This window comes from Formosa sejongensis (assembly GCF_033447105.1).
Classification (GTDB): Bacteria; Bacteroidota; Bacteroidia; order Flavobacteriales; family Flavobacteriaceae; genus Formosa.
The window spans coordinates 270577-287208 of record NZ_JAWQUN010000003.1; the positions used below are offsets into that span (position 1 = coordinate 270577).

Genomic DNA, 16632 nt, shown 5'->3' on the forward strand with positions numbered 1-16632 from the left:
AACACTATTCCAACCAATCTTTAAACGTTTTTACACGTTCTCTAGCTACAATTACCTGATCGTCTTTATACGAGTTTAGTTTAATTTCTAATCGTGAATTGGTATAGTTTACCATATCTGAAATTGTATTAATATTCACGATAAATTTTCTGCTCACTCTAAAAAATATTTGAGGCTCTAGATCATTTTCTAACTGATCTAAAGTCGTATTCAAGATATAATTTCGCCCTGTTGTTGTATGCAAATACGTCCCTTTATTTTCGCTGTAAAAACACTCGATATCCTCACTATTTATCAGTTTTAAATGCTGACCAACTTGCACCGAAAATCGTTTTTTGTATTGACGATCTAAAGGATTTACCAATAAGTTTTTTATATCATTAAAATCTAAAATCACTTGCTCTTGTTTCGGGATTCGGGATTTAAACTTCTCTACAGCCTGCTCTAAATCATCCTCATCTATTGGTTTAAGCAAATAATCTATACTATTCAATTTAAATGCTTTAAGCGCATACTCGTCATAAGCTGTGGTGAAAATTATAGCTGATTTTATGTCTACACTTTCAAAGATCTCGAACGATAGACCATCACTTAACTGAATATCTAAAAAGATAAGATCTGGATGTTCGTTGTTTTGAAACCATGTAATGGACTCTTCTACCGAATGCAACATCACATCTGCTTGTAAATTTAACTGAGATAACATACGCTGTAAACGCCTTGCAGATGGTTTTTCGTCTTCTATAATAATGACTTTCATAAGAGGTTCTGTTTTCTAATGTTTAGATGAATAATGATTGGTACTGCGTGAGCGATTGCAGCAAGCTACCATGTAGCGTGGAAAGTGCGGTTTTGGAGCTTTAGCCGAAAAACACGCCCAAATTACTCCCATTTATGGTTTTTCTCTTTTTCCATAATTTCCTTAATTTTATCGTCTTCCCAGTTTTTTCCAACTACTATCGATGGTAAAAACACAGATAATCCATGTGCTAATAAACCGATACCCCAAAACCCAAGCGTAGCGAAATTATGCCATTGAAAATAGCTCTCTCCGGGTTCTAAATTTTGCACATTTATAACAACAATCATAAGATTAATAACCACATAAACTAAGGCATGAGAGTAGAAGCCGCGTATACGTTTAACTTGTTTTTTAGCGCGATCGTATCGCTCCTGTTCGAAATATGAATGTTCCATTATTTCCAATTTTTTTGTTGTTTTTCATTTTCTAATATCTCTTGTATTTTACGTTCTTCCCAAGATTTACCATAACCAAATACAGCGAATCCATGAAAAATAAGTCCCATTCCCCAACCTAACATTGGAAACCAAAACCATTGAAAATTCGATGACGTTTTGTAATTTAAAAAGATTAAAAACGGAATAACCACACAGTAAGATACTAAGTTACCATAAAATCCTTTTATTTCCTCTACACGTTTTTTTGCACGATAATACGCGTCTTGTTCGTTATAATTATTTTTTGTTGTTTCCATAATTGAAATGCGTTTTGTTAATATTGGTAGTTGCACCGCGAAATAATCTTCGGTTTCATCTACCAACACTTTTCTGTTTGTTAATATGGCGTAACGATTTACAATATTTTGTAAGCCTACTCCTTTTCTGGTTTGTAAAACCTCTTTCTTTTGTAAATTATTCTTAACTACTAAGACATTGTCTTCTATAGTTATAGTGATTTCTAATGGTTTTTGCTCACTTACAATATTGTGTTTTATTGTGTTTTCTAACAATAATTGTAAAGATAACGGCACCACTTTAGCCTCTGGATTATCATATTCTGTGGGTAAATTGAATATTATGCTGTTCTCGAAGCGCATTTTGAGCAAATTCATATACGTTTTTGCAAATTTCAATTCTTCTTCGACTGTAACTAATTCTTTATCCTTTTGTTCTAAAACATAGCGGTATATTTTTGATAAAGACACTGTAAAACGTTGGGCACTATGTGGGTTTTCTTCGATTAAAGACGTTAACACATTTAAGCTATTGAATAGAAAATGTGGATCGATCTGATTTTTTAAACTCTCGAATTGCGCACTTGCCGTGCCCGCAATAACCTTTTGTTCTTTAAGTTTTTGCTTCTGATACGCATTGTAGTAATAGACAATATGAAATATTACAACAATGCTCATCGTCATCCAGAAACCAAAAATATAATCTGATAAGCGTTCGTTTGCCACAAACTCACTAAACGACTGCCCCTGATACACCATTCTGGCAAAACCATGAATAATGAATAGTCCCGTAATAGTTATTAATGATGCTCCAATAAAACCTACGACTAGCCTTAAAATATGCTGATTCGCTTTCCATGTGAGCTTCGATAAATAATCAAAAAAAGCCATATTAGAATACCCCAACACAAAAGCATACAGTTGGTAGAACACAAAATCTATAAAGAAATCATTAACCGAATTATAATTAAATCCGCTAAACCACATATTCCCTATTAGGTATACCACGCAACCTATTCCGAATGTAATCGCTATACTTTTTACTGATTTAATCATATTCTAATTCTTATTATTTACATGATGCTAACACTTGCTGCGCGCGCTCTTTCCCCCACTGTGGATGAAATGATGTTTCCGGTTTAAAGTTAGCAAAAAGTTCTAATGCCTGTGCGATATCTTTACAAAACGGTACTGTATCTTGACCGAAATACTTCGCACTTCCCATGCCCCATTCTGCTTTACCTAATACAACCATTGGGTTTTTGGGAGCCAAAGCATAAGCCTTATTATAAAGTTCTGTAATCTTAGCAGAATATTTTCTACCGTAGGTCATCCCATCGAACGCCACCCAGTTGGTGTAAATCTGAGCCTGTAAGACCATGATATCTGCATTATTGGGGCTGATGGCTTTCGAAGTGTTTAAATAGGCCTGAGCCTTCTCTAAATTAGCTTTAAGCAACGTTACATCTTGCTCTCCCCAGCTCTTTAAACTGTTTAATTGTGCCACATAGTAATTTGGCAACCATTGGTCTGGTTCTGCTGCGGCAACACGCTCAAAAAGCTGTTCTGCTTCAGTAACGTTGTTGTCTTGCCATAACGCAAAAGCATTTTCCATACCTTTTTCAAAATTTGATTGTGAGTTAGTTATTAGGTTGACTAACAACACCGATAAAAGAATTAAATGTTTCATACTGTTTGGTTTATTAATTGTTATACAGCAAATATCTATTGAAACTCCTGGTTTTAAAAAACCGAAATACTGAACTGTTGTTTTTATATGATGAACTGTTTATCGTGAAATAATAAGCCCAAAATCACCGAAAGAAGTTTATAAATTATCTAACTGATTGTCTTTACTATTTTCGCTAATGGTCCAGAAAAAGCCAATAAAGAAGAACTGATCGGCGGCTGGTGTTAAAGCACGTCTATCGTAAACACCATTGCTATTTGGAGTATTTGCATATTGATAGCCGTTAACGTTTTTAAAATCGAGCACATTACTTACTGCCAGATATAAAATCTTTTGAGGACTAACCAAATACGCCCAGTTTAAGCTTAAGCTATTAAACGCTTTCGTTTTTTGATTTAGAAATCCTGTTTCATTCGGATTTGTGTAGGTCCGTCCAGAAGCTAAACTGTAACTAAAACCAATCTGACTTCTCCAACTATCTATCCAGTATTTTCCAACCACAGAAATATTGTGTGCATTCGCGAAATTAGGCTGCGCAGCTATCGGATAATTCTTATAATCGCGTTCGGTATCCAAGTACGAATAGCTTACCCAATAATCGAAATTTTTAAATGTTTTACCATCTCTAAAAAACAAATCTATACCCTTTGCATAACCGTATCCCTTATTATTAAAGACACTGGAATAACTTGCGTATTCAATATCGTATTTAACCAAATTAGTATAGTCTTTATAATAAGCTTCCGCACGAAACAAGCGCCCTTCACTATTAAACTGATAATTTAATATAAAATGATTAGTTTCTTCTGAATCAATATTTTGAACAAACTTTAAAATGTCATTATTTGGATTTTGATAAAACGAACCATAAGCCAGAGACACCTGACTTTTAACTGACGTTTTATACGCTAACGATACACGAGGCGAAACTTCAAAAGCACTAAAAAGTGTATTATATTCCGCCCTCAACCCCGCCTTTAAAGCCAGATTCTTTGTAAAGACAACATCAGCTTCTGCAAATGCTGCAGTGATATTCGTATTGAATCCATAGGATTCAGAATCGATAGCAACAGACGAATACGTTTCATTAAAATGGGTTAGAAAATACTCCGTTCCAAAATTCAACTTAATCCGATTATTGATGCGATAATTCAATCTAAATTTAGCATGAATCGAATGTTCTACACCCTTAATTTCATCATCTATAACACCTACATCAGAATTATTATTGGTATAACTAGCTCCTCCAAAAACAGACCAATTAGAGCTCAACTCCCCTTGATAAGATGAGTTGACATACAAATTCTTGTTTTTTAATTGATAATGAATTCCTTCTGTAAAATTGATATCGTCTTGAGTCAATTCAAACTGACTAAATTCGAAAGCTGAGTACAATTTAAACAACCCTTTATTTAATTTTTTACGATACACGGCCTCTCCGGAAAAACTTTCATACGGTTTATCCCATTCGTTTCTATCCGGAAACATCGCCATATAAGGCGCCAAATTCATATACGATGCATTTACACTTAAGGAACTTTTATCCCATTTTTTAGTATGCCCTAATGCTCCTCCTACAGTCATTAAACCGATATCTGTTTTACTTTGCTCCGGTTCATCAATCGTATTTAACAACAACACGCTAGACAAGGCCTGACCATATTGAGCAGAATACCCACCAGTTGAAAATGTTATCCCATCAAATAAAAATGGAGAATACCGCCCTCTAGACGGCACGTTATTAGCTGTAGGCGTATATGGTGTAAACACACGAATCCCATCAATAAAAATCTGAGTTTCATCGGCTTCTCCTCCTCTCACAAACAACCTCCCATCCTCGGCAACGGTTGTCGTCCCTGGCAACGTTTGCAAAGCACCTACAAAATCACCCATAGCACTTGCGGTAGTCACCACATCTAACGCTGACAATGCATTAACCTTACTATTATCCCCTGCAGAAAATGTTCCTGCAGACAACACCACAGCATCTAAAGTATTCACATCTTCTCGAAGTTTTATCTCAACATCCTGAAAGGAAGACACATCAGCAGATTTATTAAAAGTTTCATAACTTAAAAAGGACACTATTAAGATCTGAATACCTACTTCTGACGTTTTAAAACTAAAATTCCCTGACGCATCACTAGTACCACCATCGTAAGACCCTTCAAAATATACATTAGCCCCAGAAATCGGATTATTTTTTGAATCTGTTACCCGACCTGAAATTAATGTTTGAGACATCCCTATACTGACACTCATTAAACAGGCTATATTTAGAAGATATTGTAACACTTTCATCTTGTGATTGTTTGGTTTAGCAATACAAAAATGAAACAGAACAAAGGGTTTTAAAACTAAAGAAAACCAAACTGTTATATATTAAGGATGAATTGTAATAACAAGACTATATCACAATCTGAAAGACTAACACAACAAAATATCACTAATAACAATGCAAGAAAAGCTCAAAGACAAAAAACACATATGTTAATGAATAAGTAAACCAATCTTAAATTAATAGTGAGCTTTTGAATATATTTGACAGAACTAACTCTTTACTAACCATATGCTTACTAAAACCGATTATAAATTCGTTAAAATATACTTATTGGTATTGGTTTTCGAATTGGTTTTTACTAATATCAGCAGTTTATCTGCAATACATTATATCACCAAACCGGCGCTACTTGTAACATTGATTATGTTTTTCTACAAAACAAGCAAATCAATAGACCCATTTGTAAAACGTTTCACTCTATTGGGTTTAATATTTTCCTTAATTGGAGATATATTATTGATGTTTGACAACATTAATTCTATGTTTTTCACACTAGGATTAAGTGCTTTTCTAATAGCACATATCATGTATATTTTAGTCTTTTTAAAAGATCGCAGAGCATACAAAAAGGGTTTCTTTTTCCTTGTAGCCCTCACACTTTATGGACTAATTTTCCTGCACTTCTTAAAACCCAATTTAGGCTCGTTACTAACTCCTGTTATAATCTATGTTCTCGCAATTTTAGGCATGACAACTACAGCTTTTTTAAGACAAAAAAAAGGCTCGGAAACCTCATATTATCTCATCCTAATTGGCGCATTATTATTTATGTTGTCTGATAGTTTACTTGCGATACACAAATTTATAAACCCCATTCCGTTCGAACACATCTTAATTATGTCAACTTACGGCATTGCTCAATTACTATTGGTTCTAGGTATTCAAAAATCATCATAGATTTTACTTATAACAAACACTCAAAAATCTATTTATGAAATACTTATACATACTCACCTATATTCATAGTTTAACAAATAACAGTGACAATTAGTAGAAAAATGTATCAATTTAGAAACGTAATCGACATACAATTTAATTCAAAACCACTAAACAAGGGGTTCTTTTTTTATTGAGCACCGTGCGATACTATCATCTAATTTTATTACACTTGTAACAATTTCAGTATAAAAGATACTAATACCTTAATCAACCTTCCGACTTGAATAAAGACCAAGAACATAACTTTATAGAATTGCTTGAAAAGCATCAAAATATCGTTCATAAAGTGTGCCGTTTGTACACTAATGATTATGATGCTCACAACGATTTATTTCAAGAAATCACCATCCAACTTTGGAAAGCCTATCCTAAGTTTCGTGGTGATGCAAAATTCAGCACTTGGATGTATCGTATAGGATTAAATACGGCTATAACTTTATATCGAAAATCAAAAAGAAGGGTAGAAACTCAAGATTTCGACGCTGTACAATTTAGAATAAAAGCAGAAGATTATGACGATACCGAAGAAGAACAATTAAAACTGCTTTACAGTGCCGTAAAACAACTTAACGACATTGAAAAAGCGCTTGTTTTCCTGTATTTAGAAGACAAAAATTACAAAGAAATTAGTGATACTATGGGTATTAGCGAAGTGAATGCCAGAGTGAAGATGAATCGTGTGAAAACAAAATTAAGAACCATATTAAATCCGTAAGCCTATGGATGAGTTAGACTTATTAAAAAAGGACTGGAACAAAACGGAAAATCAGAATTTTCCTAAATTGTCTTATAACGATATTTACAAAATGCTATTAAAGAAATCCTCTTCTATCGTGAAATGGATTTTTATTATAAGCTTATTAGAGTTCTTATTTTGGACCATAATCTCTTTATCTATAAAAGATACAGAAAAAATGACTCGCCTTAAAGAAACTGATGCTGGCACCATCTTATCAGGCTTAACAGTATTGAGTTACATTATTTTATTCTACTTCTTTTATTTGTTTTACAGGAACTACAGGAAAATTTCTGCTACAGATAATGCAAAAATCTTAATGGAAAACATTTTAAAAACAAGAAGAACCATTAAACATTATGTTTTGTTCAATCTGTTATTCATTATTATATCTACAATTGTAGTTTTATTAATCGAATTTAAGCAGGATGAGCTCTTAATCTCTCGTGTTAACGAAGCTGCTACAAATGGGAACACCCTCCTATTTTACTCTAAATTAATATTAATTACAGCTGCCATTTTAACTGTTACTATTGGGCTTTTATTAGGATTTTATTGGCTTATCTATGGAATTCTTCTTAAGCGCCTAAATAAAAACTACAAAGAATTAAAAAAAATGGATTTATAAAGATGGATATGCAGACGAGTAGAGCTACATTGTTTTTTAGCATCTATAAACAACACTCACTAACCTACTTAACAAACTTAAAACCAACAGCATACTCTCTACCTGTTTTAGAAATGTTTTATTTATTTAGTACCTTTTAATTTCGGGCTATGTGATAGCGTATCAATAATTACCCATATCCTTTTTTTTGACCCTAGCAAAGCTGAAATAGAAAATCTAAAAAAAACAATACCACATTCACAAAACAACTAGCAATAGTCTTAAAAAGATCATTAGAGAATATTCAATTATATAGACTTAAATTGTATTTAAATAAACGATTTAAGCTTAACAGTAAATAATCTGTAAAAAATTATAATACATTTTTTTATAAGACTAAAAGTAATACATTTGAGAAGTTTAGTAGTAAAAGATGCAAAATACAGAAAACAGAATCCAATTTATTTCAAGACTAACTAGCGTTGGTAGCATTGCTATTATTATTACTTCAATTACAAACACTATTACCCCTTGGGGTAATTAATTATATTTCTTCCGTCCACACAATTTGTAATATCATGTTACAATATCAAAATATTAAGCTATTAAATTTATACAATCTACTTTAAAATGAAAGTATTAAAATTCGGAGGAACATCTGTAGGGTCCTCAAAAAATATAACTAACGTCGTATCTATCTTAACCAAATATGCTCAAACAGATAAAGTTATTTGTGTTGTTTCAGCAGTTGGCGGAATTACCGATAAACTATTAGAAGCGGGCCAATTAGCACAATCTAAAAACAGTGCCTATTCGGAGACTTTTTCAAATATAAAATCTATTCATTTAAACATTATCAAGGAATTAATACCTACTAATAATGAAACTGTTTTAAAGACTATAGAAACGAAATTAGAAGCTTTAAAAAACCTTTTAGATGGTATTTATTTAATTAATGAATTATCGCCTAAAACATCTGATAAATTAGTAAGTTTTGGAGAGTTAATGTCATCGTACATTATCGCTGAAACCTTAAAAAGTAAAGGTGCCAATGCCGAACGTAAAAACAGCCAAGAGTTAATTACTACTAACTCTAATTTCACGAAAGCAGATGTAAATTACGGCATTACAAACACCAATATTCAAGAATACTTTAAGGATAGTACTTTTGATATCACCATCTTACCTGGATTTATTTCAAAATCGATTACTGGAGAAATTACAACTTTAGGTCGCGGTGGTTCAGATTTTACTGCAGCTATTGTTGCTGCGGCTTTAAATGTTGAGCAATTAGAAATCTGGACAGATGTTAGCGGTATGTATACTGCAAACCCTAAAATGGTAAAGCAAGCGCTTCCTATCGATAAATTATCCTATCAAGAAGCAATGGAACTTTCTCATTTTGGTGCGAAAGTTTTATATCCACCAACAGTTCAACCCGTATTGAATTTACAAATTCCTATTCATATAAAAAACACCTTAGATCCGGATGCCGTTGGAACTATTATTTCTAAAGACAGTAATAATGTAAACAACACCGCTAAGGGAATTACTAATATTAGCAATATTGCGTTGTTAACGCTTCAAGGAAATGGAATGGTTGGAATCCCAGGATTCTCAAGACGATTATTCCAAACTTTGGCTCAAGAAAAAATAAACGTGATTTTAATCACGCAAGCATCTTCAGAACATTCTATTTGTTTTGGAATTGATGAATTAGATGCTGTTTCTGCAAAAGCAGCTATTGATGCTGAATTTGAAAATGAAATTTCTTTAAAGAAAATCGACCCTATTTTAGTTGAAAGTAACTTATCTATTATTGCTTTAATTGGCGATAGTATGAAAAGCCATCAAGGTATTAGCGGTAAAATGTTTAGCGCATTAGGAAAAAACAACATTAATATTAGAGCAATTGCTCAAGGCGCTTCAGAACGTAATATTTCTGCAGTTATCGCTCAAAAAGATGTTAAAAAAGCATTGAATATTTTACATGAAGTATTCTTTGAAGGTAATATTAAACAACTAAATGTTTTTATTACAGGTGTTGGAAATGTAGGAGAACGTTTAGTTGAGCAAATTAAACAACAACGTAAATACTTAAAAGAAAACCTAAAAATCAATCTTCGTGTTGTTGGACTTTCTAACTCTAGAAAAATGATTTTTAATGATGAAGGCTTATCGTTAAAAAACTGGAAAGAACAGTTAGTTGATGGTGAAGAAGCGACTTTAGAAGGCTTTTACGAATCTGTAAAGAATTTAAATTTACGTAACAGTGTATTTGTAGATGTTACTGCAAATAAAGATGTTGCAGACTTATATGCCATGTATTTAAAACAGAGCATTGCGGTTGTAGCATGTAATAAAATTGCCTGTTCTAGTAAATTAGAAAAATATAAAGAATTAAAACAATTATCGTTTAAATACAATGCGCCTTATTTATTTGAAACCAATGTTGGCGCAGGATTACCGGTAATTGACACCTTAAATAATTTAATTGCTTCTGGCGATAAAGTAACCTCTATACAAGCCGTTCTATCTGGAAGTTTAAACTTTGTGTTTAATAACTTTAACGATACAACTAAATTTTACGATGTTGTTAAACAAGCTGCTGCTGAAGGTTACACAGAACCAGATCCACGTATTGATTTAAGTGGTGTAGATGTTGCTAGAAAGATATTAATTCTTGCACGTGAGAGTGGTACAGAAATGAATTTAGAAGATATCGAGAACACACCATTTCTTTCTGAATCTGGTATGAAAAGTGATACCGTCCCTGATTTTTATGACACATTAATTGCAGACGAAGATCATTACCAAAAATTATACGCTTCAGCGAAAGCAAACAACAGTCAGTTAAAATATGTTGCCGAATTTAACAACGGAGTAGCTAAAGTTGGATTGAAAGAAATTCCTCAAGGGCATCCATTTTATAATTTAGAAGGGAAAGATAATATCGTTATGTTTTACACGAAACGTTACCCAGAGCAACCTATGATTATTAAAGGTGCTGGAGCTGGTGCAGATGTTACTGCTTCTGGTTTATTTGCTGACATAATACGTACTGGAAACAACTAATTTTAATCTCAAGACAATTTTTATCCAAGGATTTTAATAAAGTTGTCGCTTTAGAACACATGAACGAAATAAGAATATTTTCACCGGCTACCGTAGCAAACGTCTCTTGCGGATTTGATGTTTTAGGCTTTTGTTTAGACAGTGTCGGTGATGAAATGGTGATACGTAAAACCGATAAAAAAGGAATTTTTATTACTAAAATTGAAGGTTACGATTTACCATTCGAGGCTGAAAAGAATGTTGCAGGCGTTTCCGCTTTAGCGATGTACGAAGACGCTAAACCTGATTTTGGTTTCGAAATAGAAATCTATAAAAAAATTAAACCAGGAAGTGGTGTTGGTAGTAGTTCTGCAAGTGCTGCTGGTAGCGTGTATGGGATGAACGTTTTATTAGGATCGCCTTATACCAATACCGAGCTGTCTTACTTTGCTATGAAAGGAGAAGCTTTAGCCAGCCAAAGTGAACATGCAGATAATATTGCTCCTGCCCTATTTGGTGGTTTTACTTTAGTAAAAAGTGTCTCGCCTTTAGAGATTTTAGAGATTCCTACGCCTGACAATTTATATGCAACAATTATTCACCCACAGATTGAAATTAAAACCTCTGAAGCACGTGCGATTTTACCTAAAGAAGTATCTTTAAAAGATGCCATTTCACAATGGGCAAACGTAGGAAGTTTAATTCATGGTTTACACACCAGTAATTATGGATTGATTGAACGCTCGTTACACGATTCTATTGTAGAGCCTTACAGAAGTAAATTAATTCCGTTGTACCACGATGTAAAAGCCGCTGCTAAAACTGCAGGTGCTTTAGGAAGTGGAATTTCGGGTTCTGGACCTTCTATTTTTACACTTTGTGAAGGCCTTGATTCTGCAAAAAAAGTAGAACAAGCTATTCGTAAAGTATATGCTAATAGTGAAATTGAATTCGATACTTACGTGTCGAAAATTAATGCTGAAGGCATGAAAATCCTGAAGTAATACCAGTAAAAAGAAAAAAGCTTAGACAAAAACCAAAACAAACGCTATGAATTATTTTAGTTTAAACAAAGAAGCTCCAAACACAACATTTAAGGATGCTGTAGTTAGAGGACTTGCTCCAGACCGAGGTTTATATTTCCCAGAAACCATAACACCTTTACCTGAAGCATTTTTCAAGAATATCAATAATTTTTCAAATTCAGAAATTGCTTTCGAAGCGATTAAACAATTTGTGTCTCCAGAAATACCTGAAGCAGATTTGAAAAAAATTATTGATGAGACTTTATCTTTCGATTTTCCGATTGTAGAACTAAATAAAAACATATCGTTTTTAGAGCTATTTCATGGTCCTACCATGGCTTTTAAAGATGTTGGAGCCCGTTTTATGGCACGTTGTTTAAGTCATTTTTCTAAAGAAAACGAAAAACAAGACATAACTGTTTTAGTTGCGACATCTGGTGATACTGGAGGCGCTGTTGCAAACGGATTTTTAGGAGTTAAAGGTGTTAAAGTAGTGATTCTATATCCGAGCGGAAAAGTAAGCGATATTCAAGAAAAGCAATTAACAACTTTAAAAAAGAACATTACAGCTTTAGAAGTTGATGGTACGTTTGACGATTGCCAAGATATGGTGAAGCAAGCCTTCTTAGATACAGAATTAACAGACCACATGAAATTAACGTCTGCCAACTCTATTAATGTAGCACGTTGGTTACCGCAATTGTTTTATTTTATGTTTGCTTACAAAGCACTTCATTCTAAATACGATAATTTAGTGTTTTCTATTCCTAGTGGAAACTTCGGAAATGTTTGTGCGGGTATGATGGCACAACAATTAGGATTACCTGTTAAGCATTTTATAGCGTCAAACAACGAAAATAATGTTGTGACCAGATTCCTAGAATCAGAAAGCTACGACGTAAAACCATCTGTTCAAACCATTTCTAATGCCATGGATGTTGGAAACCCAAGTAACTTTGTAAGAATTCAAGAAATTTACAAAAACGATTTCAAAACATTAAAAGAGAATCTTTCATCTTATAGTTTTACAGACGATGAAACAAAAGTTGCAATGAAAGAGATTTATAACGAATTTAGTTATGTTGCAGATCCGCACGGCGCTGTTGGATATTTAGGCGCCAAAAATTATATTGAAATGCATCCAGATGCACATTGTGTGTGTTTAGAAACAGCACATCCAACCAAATTCTTAGATGTTGTTGGCGAAGTTATCAGAGAAAACATTGAACTTCCATCTCAAATAGTAGCAGTTATGGACAAAAAGAAAAAATCAATTAAAATTAGTTCATATACCAATTTAAAAGAATACCTTTTAAATCGCTAAGAAAAACCAATTCAAAATAAAAAAATGGTCATAAACGTAAATGTTATGGCCATTTTTTATTTCTATATTTTCCATTCTGCTTTTAATCAAAAATAATATCAATTAGCTAGAAATACACTTAGCATATACTTAAATGATTCATTCATAAAAGCATATTATATTTAAGGATTATTGCAATTCAAATTCAGTTTTAAACCACTCATGATTTAACGGTATTTTATATACTGCAATCCTTTAAAACAGATAAAATTCTATACTTTTGCTCAACATTCAATTAGACTTATAATGAAAAACACAGCTTTAACAACAACACACGAAGCTCTTGGAGCAAAAATGGTTCCTTTTGCGGGATATAATATGCCTGTTCAATATGCCGGTGTTATAATAGAACATGAAACGGTTAGAAAATCAGTTGGAGTTTTCGATGTGAGTCATATGGGAGAATTCTTAATTGAAGGGCCAAATGCCTTAGCTTTAATTCAAAAAGTAAGCAGTAACGACGCTAGTAAATTAACAATTGGAAAAGCACAATATAGTTACTTACCTAATGATGATGGTGGAGTTGTAGACGATTTAATCATTTATAAAATAAAGGAAGAAACCTATTTATTAGTGGTTAACGCTAGTAACATTGAAAAGGATTGGAAATGGATTTCATCTAAAAACGATGTTGAGGCAAATATGCGCGATTTAAGTGAAGAATATTCTCTTTTAGCGATTCAAGGGCCAAAAGCAATTGAAGCTATGCAACAATTAACAAGTGTTGATTTATCTGCAATTAAATTTTATAATTTCGAAATAGGGAATTTTGCAGGAATTGAACATGTTATTATTTCTGCGACTGGATATACCGGAAGCGGTGGTTTTGAAATTTATTGTAAAAACAGTGAAGCCAAACAAATTTGGGATCAAGTTGTTGAAGCTGGAGCAAAACCAATCGGACTAGCTGCACGTGATACTCTGCGTTTAGAAATGGGGTATTGTTTATACGGAAATGATTTAGACGACACGACCTCTCCTATTGAAGCAGGTTTAGGATGGGTAACAAAATTTACTAAAAAATTCACAAACTCTGAAGCTTTATTAGCTCAGAAAACTGAGGGTGTTAAAAACAAATTAGTTGCTTTTACATTAGACGAACGTGGTATTCCTCGTCATGGTTACGATATTGTCGATACCAATGGAATTAAAATTGGTGTGGTAACATCAGGAACCATGTCTCCCTCTTTAGGAATTGGTATTGGTCTGGGATATATCCCTAAAGATTTAGCAATTGTAGATGGTAAAATACATATTCAGATTCGTAAAAATGCTGTTCCTGCAACAATTGTAAAACTTCCATTTTACAAAGGATAAAAAGTTAAACTTCTCAGGAAGCAGATAGAATGAACGAGAGCAGAAGTAAACATAGAATCTTAATTTTAGGAGCAAGCGGCTTTATTGGCAATGCCATATATAAAGAGCTTTGCTCCTATTTTAATACATTTGGAACCTTCAATACGGCTAGAGAGGAGTTTGATAACAATCAGCATTTTTTACAATATAATGTTGAAGAAGACGATGTTTTTGAAATTCTTGAAGCCATTCGTCCAACCGTAATTATTTCTGCCTTACGTGGCGATTTTTCTGCACAAGTTATTGCCCATAATCATATGGCAGAATATATTTTAGCAACCAACACCAGATTATTTTTTATATCGTCTGCAAATGTATTTGATGCCTATAGCCAGTTTCCGAGTTACGAAATAGACAAAACTTTAAGTCATAGTATTTACGGGCATTTCAAAATTAAAATTGAGAACATGCTAATGCGCCTACCTGCAAAGCAAGTCTCTATTTTAAGATTACCAATGGTTTTCGGAGCACAATCTCCTAGAATTAAAGAACTAAAGCAGCATTTACACGACAAGACTCCTATAGAAGTATTTCCAAATTTAATAATGAATGTAACAACAGATTCTAAAATTACACAGCAAATTCATTATTTAATCAACAGAAATAAATATGGAATCTATCATTTAGGAAGTTCAGACTTAGTACATCATGACGAATTTATAAGGGAAATCGTTTCATCTTTAGGGCTTTATAACCCTATTATAAAACAAGTTTACACCTCAAATAACGACAGATATTTAGCCGTTTTACCAAAAGAAAATCTATTACCCAAACACTTACAAGTTTTAAGTAAACAAATCTTAACAGAATTAGAAGTGTAATGGTTTTTAACATTAAAAATCACTATTTTTAATAGCAAAAAAATGAAACTTATTATGAGCAAATTATCAGAACAAGATATCGAAAAGCGTTTATTACAATTTCCAGAATGGGAATATTATGAGGACGCACTACATGCCGAATTTGAATTCGAAAACTTTAAAGATTGTTTTAGTGCAATGAGTAGAATTGCTTTCGATTGCGAAGCATTAAACCATCATCCAGAATGGACTAATGTATACAATGTGCTTACAGTTTCTTTAACTACACACAGCGAGAATGGTGTTACAGAAAAAGATTTTAAATTAGCTGAAGCTATCGAAGCCATAGTAGAACCTGAGGAAGATTAAACTTAACAGAGTTAGCATAATTTTTTTAAATTTGCAACCAACTTAATACAAAATTAAAATACACATAAGAAATGGGAAGAGCTTTTGAATTTCGTAAAGCACGCAAAATGAAACGTTGGTCTGCCATGAGTAAAGCTTTTACTCGTATTGGTAAAGACATTGTAATGGCAGTAAAAGATGGTGGTCCTGATCCCGATAGCAACTCTAGATTAAGGGCAGTTATTCAAAATGCGAAGTCCATTAACATGCCTAAAGACAATGTAGAACGTGCCATAAAACGTGCTAGCGACAAGAGTTTAGGCGATTTTAAAGAAGTTCTTTTTGAAGGTTACGCACCTCATGGAATTGCTATTTTAGTTGAAACTGCAACCGATAATAATACGCGTACAGTTGCAAATGTGCGTAGTTACTTTAATAAATGCGACGGTAGCCTAGGAACTTCTGGTTCTGTAGTGTTTATGTTCGACCATACGTGTAATTTTAGAATTGATGGCGAAGGCTTAGATCCTGAGGAATTAGAATTAGAATTTATCGATTTTGGTGCAGAAGAAATATTTGCAGACGAAGATGGTATTTTAATTTACGCGCCTTTTGAAAATTTTGGAGCTATTCAAGCAGAATTAGAATCTAGAAAAATTGAAATTTTATCATCTGGTTTCGAACGTATTCCGCAAATATCAAAAGAATTATCTGCTGAAGATGCTGCTGATGTAGAAAAGCTTTTAGAAAAACTTGAAGAGGACGATGATGTGCAAAATGTGTATCATACGATGCAAGAATCTTCTGAAGAAGAAGAAGAATAAAATATTTAAAAATATAAAACTAAAAGAGGACCTTGTGTCCTCTTTTTTTATTCCAATTATAACCTTTATTCATT

The 16632-nt window shown here is 33.1% G+C and carries 15 protein-coding genes; 10 read left to right on the forward strand and 5 right to left on the reverse strand.

The window, feature by feature from the left end; translation table 11 throughout:
* Positions 1-4 precede the first annotated feature (4 nt).
* From R6X41_RS05240 to R6X41_RS05260, 5 genes are all read right to left on the reverse strand, one after another.
* Positions 5-760: a LytR/AlgR family response regulator transcription factor gene (locus R6X41_RS05240; RefSeq protein WP_318498109.1), complete on the reverse strand. Its 756-nt coding sequence runs from the start codon at positions 758-760 to the stop codon at positions 5-7.
* Between the two features lie 122 nt (positions 761-882).
* Positions 883-1197, reverse strand: coding sequence for a 2TM domain-containing protein (locus R6X41_RS05245; RefSeq protein WP_318498111.1), 315 nt, complete (start codon positions 1195-1197; stop codon positions 883-885).
* Positions 1197-2531, reverse strand: a complete 1335-nt coding sequence (locus tag R6X41_RS05250; protein ID WP_318498113.1) for a 2TM domain-containing protein — start codon at positions 2529-2531, stop codon at positions 1197-1199. Before R6X41_RS05250 ends, R6X41_RS05245 begins: the two co-directional genes overlap by 1 nt.
* Before the next feature lie 13 nt (positions 2532-2544).
* Entirely contained in the window at positions 2545-3165 is a 621-nt protein-coding gene (locus R6X41_RS05255) for a tetratricopeptide repeat protein (RefSeq protein ID WP_318498115.1), read from the reverse strand.
* A gap of 138 nt (positions 3166-3303) precedes the next feature.
* Positions 3304-5466, reverse strand: a complete 2163-nt coding sequence (locus R6X41_RS05260) for a TonB-dependent receptor (RefSeq protein ID WP_318498117.1) — start codon at positions 5464-5466, stop codon at positions 3304-3306.
* Positions 5467-5734: 268 nt separating this feature from the next.
* On the opposite strand from R6X41_RS05260, the gene R6X41_RS05265 reads away from it, so the two are divergent.
* The 10 genes from R6X41_RS05265 (at position 5735) to R6X41_RS05310 (ending at position 16558) form a co-directional block, all read left to right on the forward strand.
* Positions 5735-6403 carry a lysoplasmalogenase gene (locus tag R6X41_RS05265; RefSeq protein ID WP_318498119.1) on the forward strand — a complete coding sequence of 223 codons (669 nt, stop codon included), beginning with the start codon at positions 5735-5737 and terminating at the stop codon, positions 6401-6403.
* A gap of 262 nt (positions 6404-6665) precedes the next feature.
* On the forward strand, positions 6666-7160 hold the full coding sequence (locus R6X41_RS05270) for an RNA polymerase sigma factor (protein ID WP_318498120.1): 495 nt from the start codon (positions 6666-6668) through the stop codon (positions 7158-7160).
* Between the two features lie 4 nt (positions 7161-7164).
* Positions 7165-7809, forward strand: coding sequence for a DUF8845 family protein (locus R6X41_RS05275; protein ID WP_318498122.1), 645 nt, complete (start codon positions 7165-7167; stop codon positions 7807-7809).
* Between the two features lie 609 nt (positions 7810-8418).
* Positions 8419-10863, forward strand: coding sequence for a bifunctional aspartate kinase/homoserine dehydrogenase I (thrA, locus tag R6X41_RS05280; RefSeq protein WP_318498124.1), 2445 nt, complete (start codon positions 8419-8421; stop codon positions 10861-10863).
* Between the two features lie 59 nt (positions 10864-10922).
* A complete protein-coding gene (locus R6X41_RS05285; protein WP_318498126.1) occupies positions 10923-11846 on the forward strand; it encodes a homoserine kinase in 924 nt (307 codons plus the stop codon).
* A gap of 46 nt (positions 11847-11892) precedes the next feature.
* Positions 11893-13191: a threonine synthase gene (gene thrC / locus R6X41_RS05290; RefSeq protein WP_318498128.1), complete on the forward strand. Its 1299-nt coding sequence runs from the start codon at positions 11893-11895 to the stop codon at positions 13189-13191.
* A gap of 285 nt (positions 13192-13476) precedes the next feature.
* A complete protein-coding gene (gcvT, locus tag R6X41_RS05295) occupies positions 13477-14547 on the forward strand; it encodes a glycine cleavage system aminomethyltransferase GcvT (RefSeq protein WP_318498130.1) in 1071 nt (356 codons plus the stop codon).
* A 29-nt stretch (positions 14548-14576) separates the two neighbouring features.
* Positions 14577-15407, forward strand: coding sequence for a sugar nucleotide-binding protein (locus R6X41_RS05300; protein ID WP_318498132.1), 831 nt, complete (start codon positions 14577-14579; stop codon positions 15405-15407).
* Between the two features lie 54 nt (positions 15408-15461).
* Positions 15462-15755 (forward strand): 4a-hydroxytetrahydrobiopterin dehydratase, encoded by a 294-nt coding sequence (locus R6X41_RS05305; RefSeq protein ID WP_318498134.1) that lies wholly within the window; start codon positions 15462-15464, stop codon positions 15753-15755.
* A gap of 71 nt (positions 15756-15826) precedes the next feature.
* Positions 15827-16558 (forward strand): YebC/PmpR family DNA-binding transcriptional regulator, encoded by a 732-nt coding sequence (locus R6X41_RS05310; protein ID WP_318498136.1) that lies wholly within the window; start codon positions 15827-15829, stop codon positions 16556-16558.
* The last annotated feature ends 74 nt before the right edge of the window (positions 16559-16632 follow it).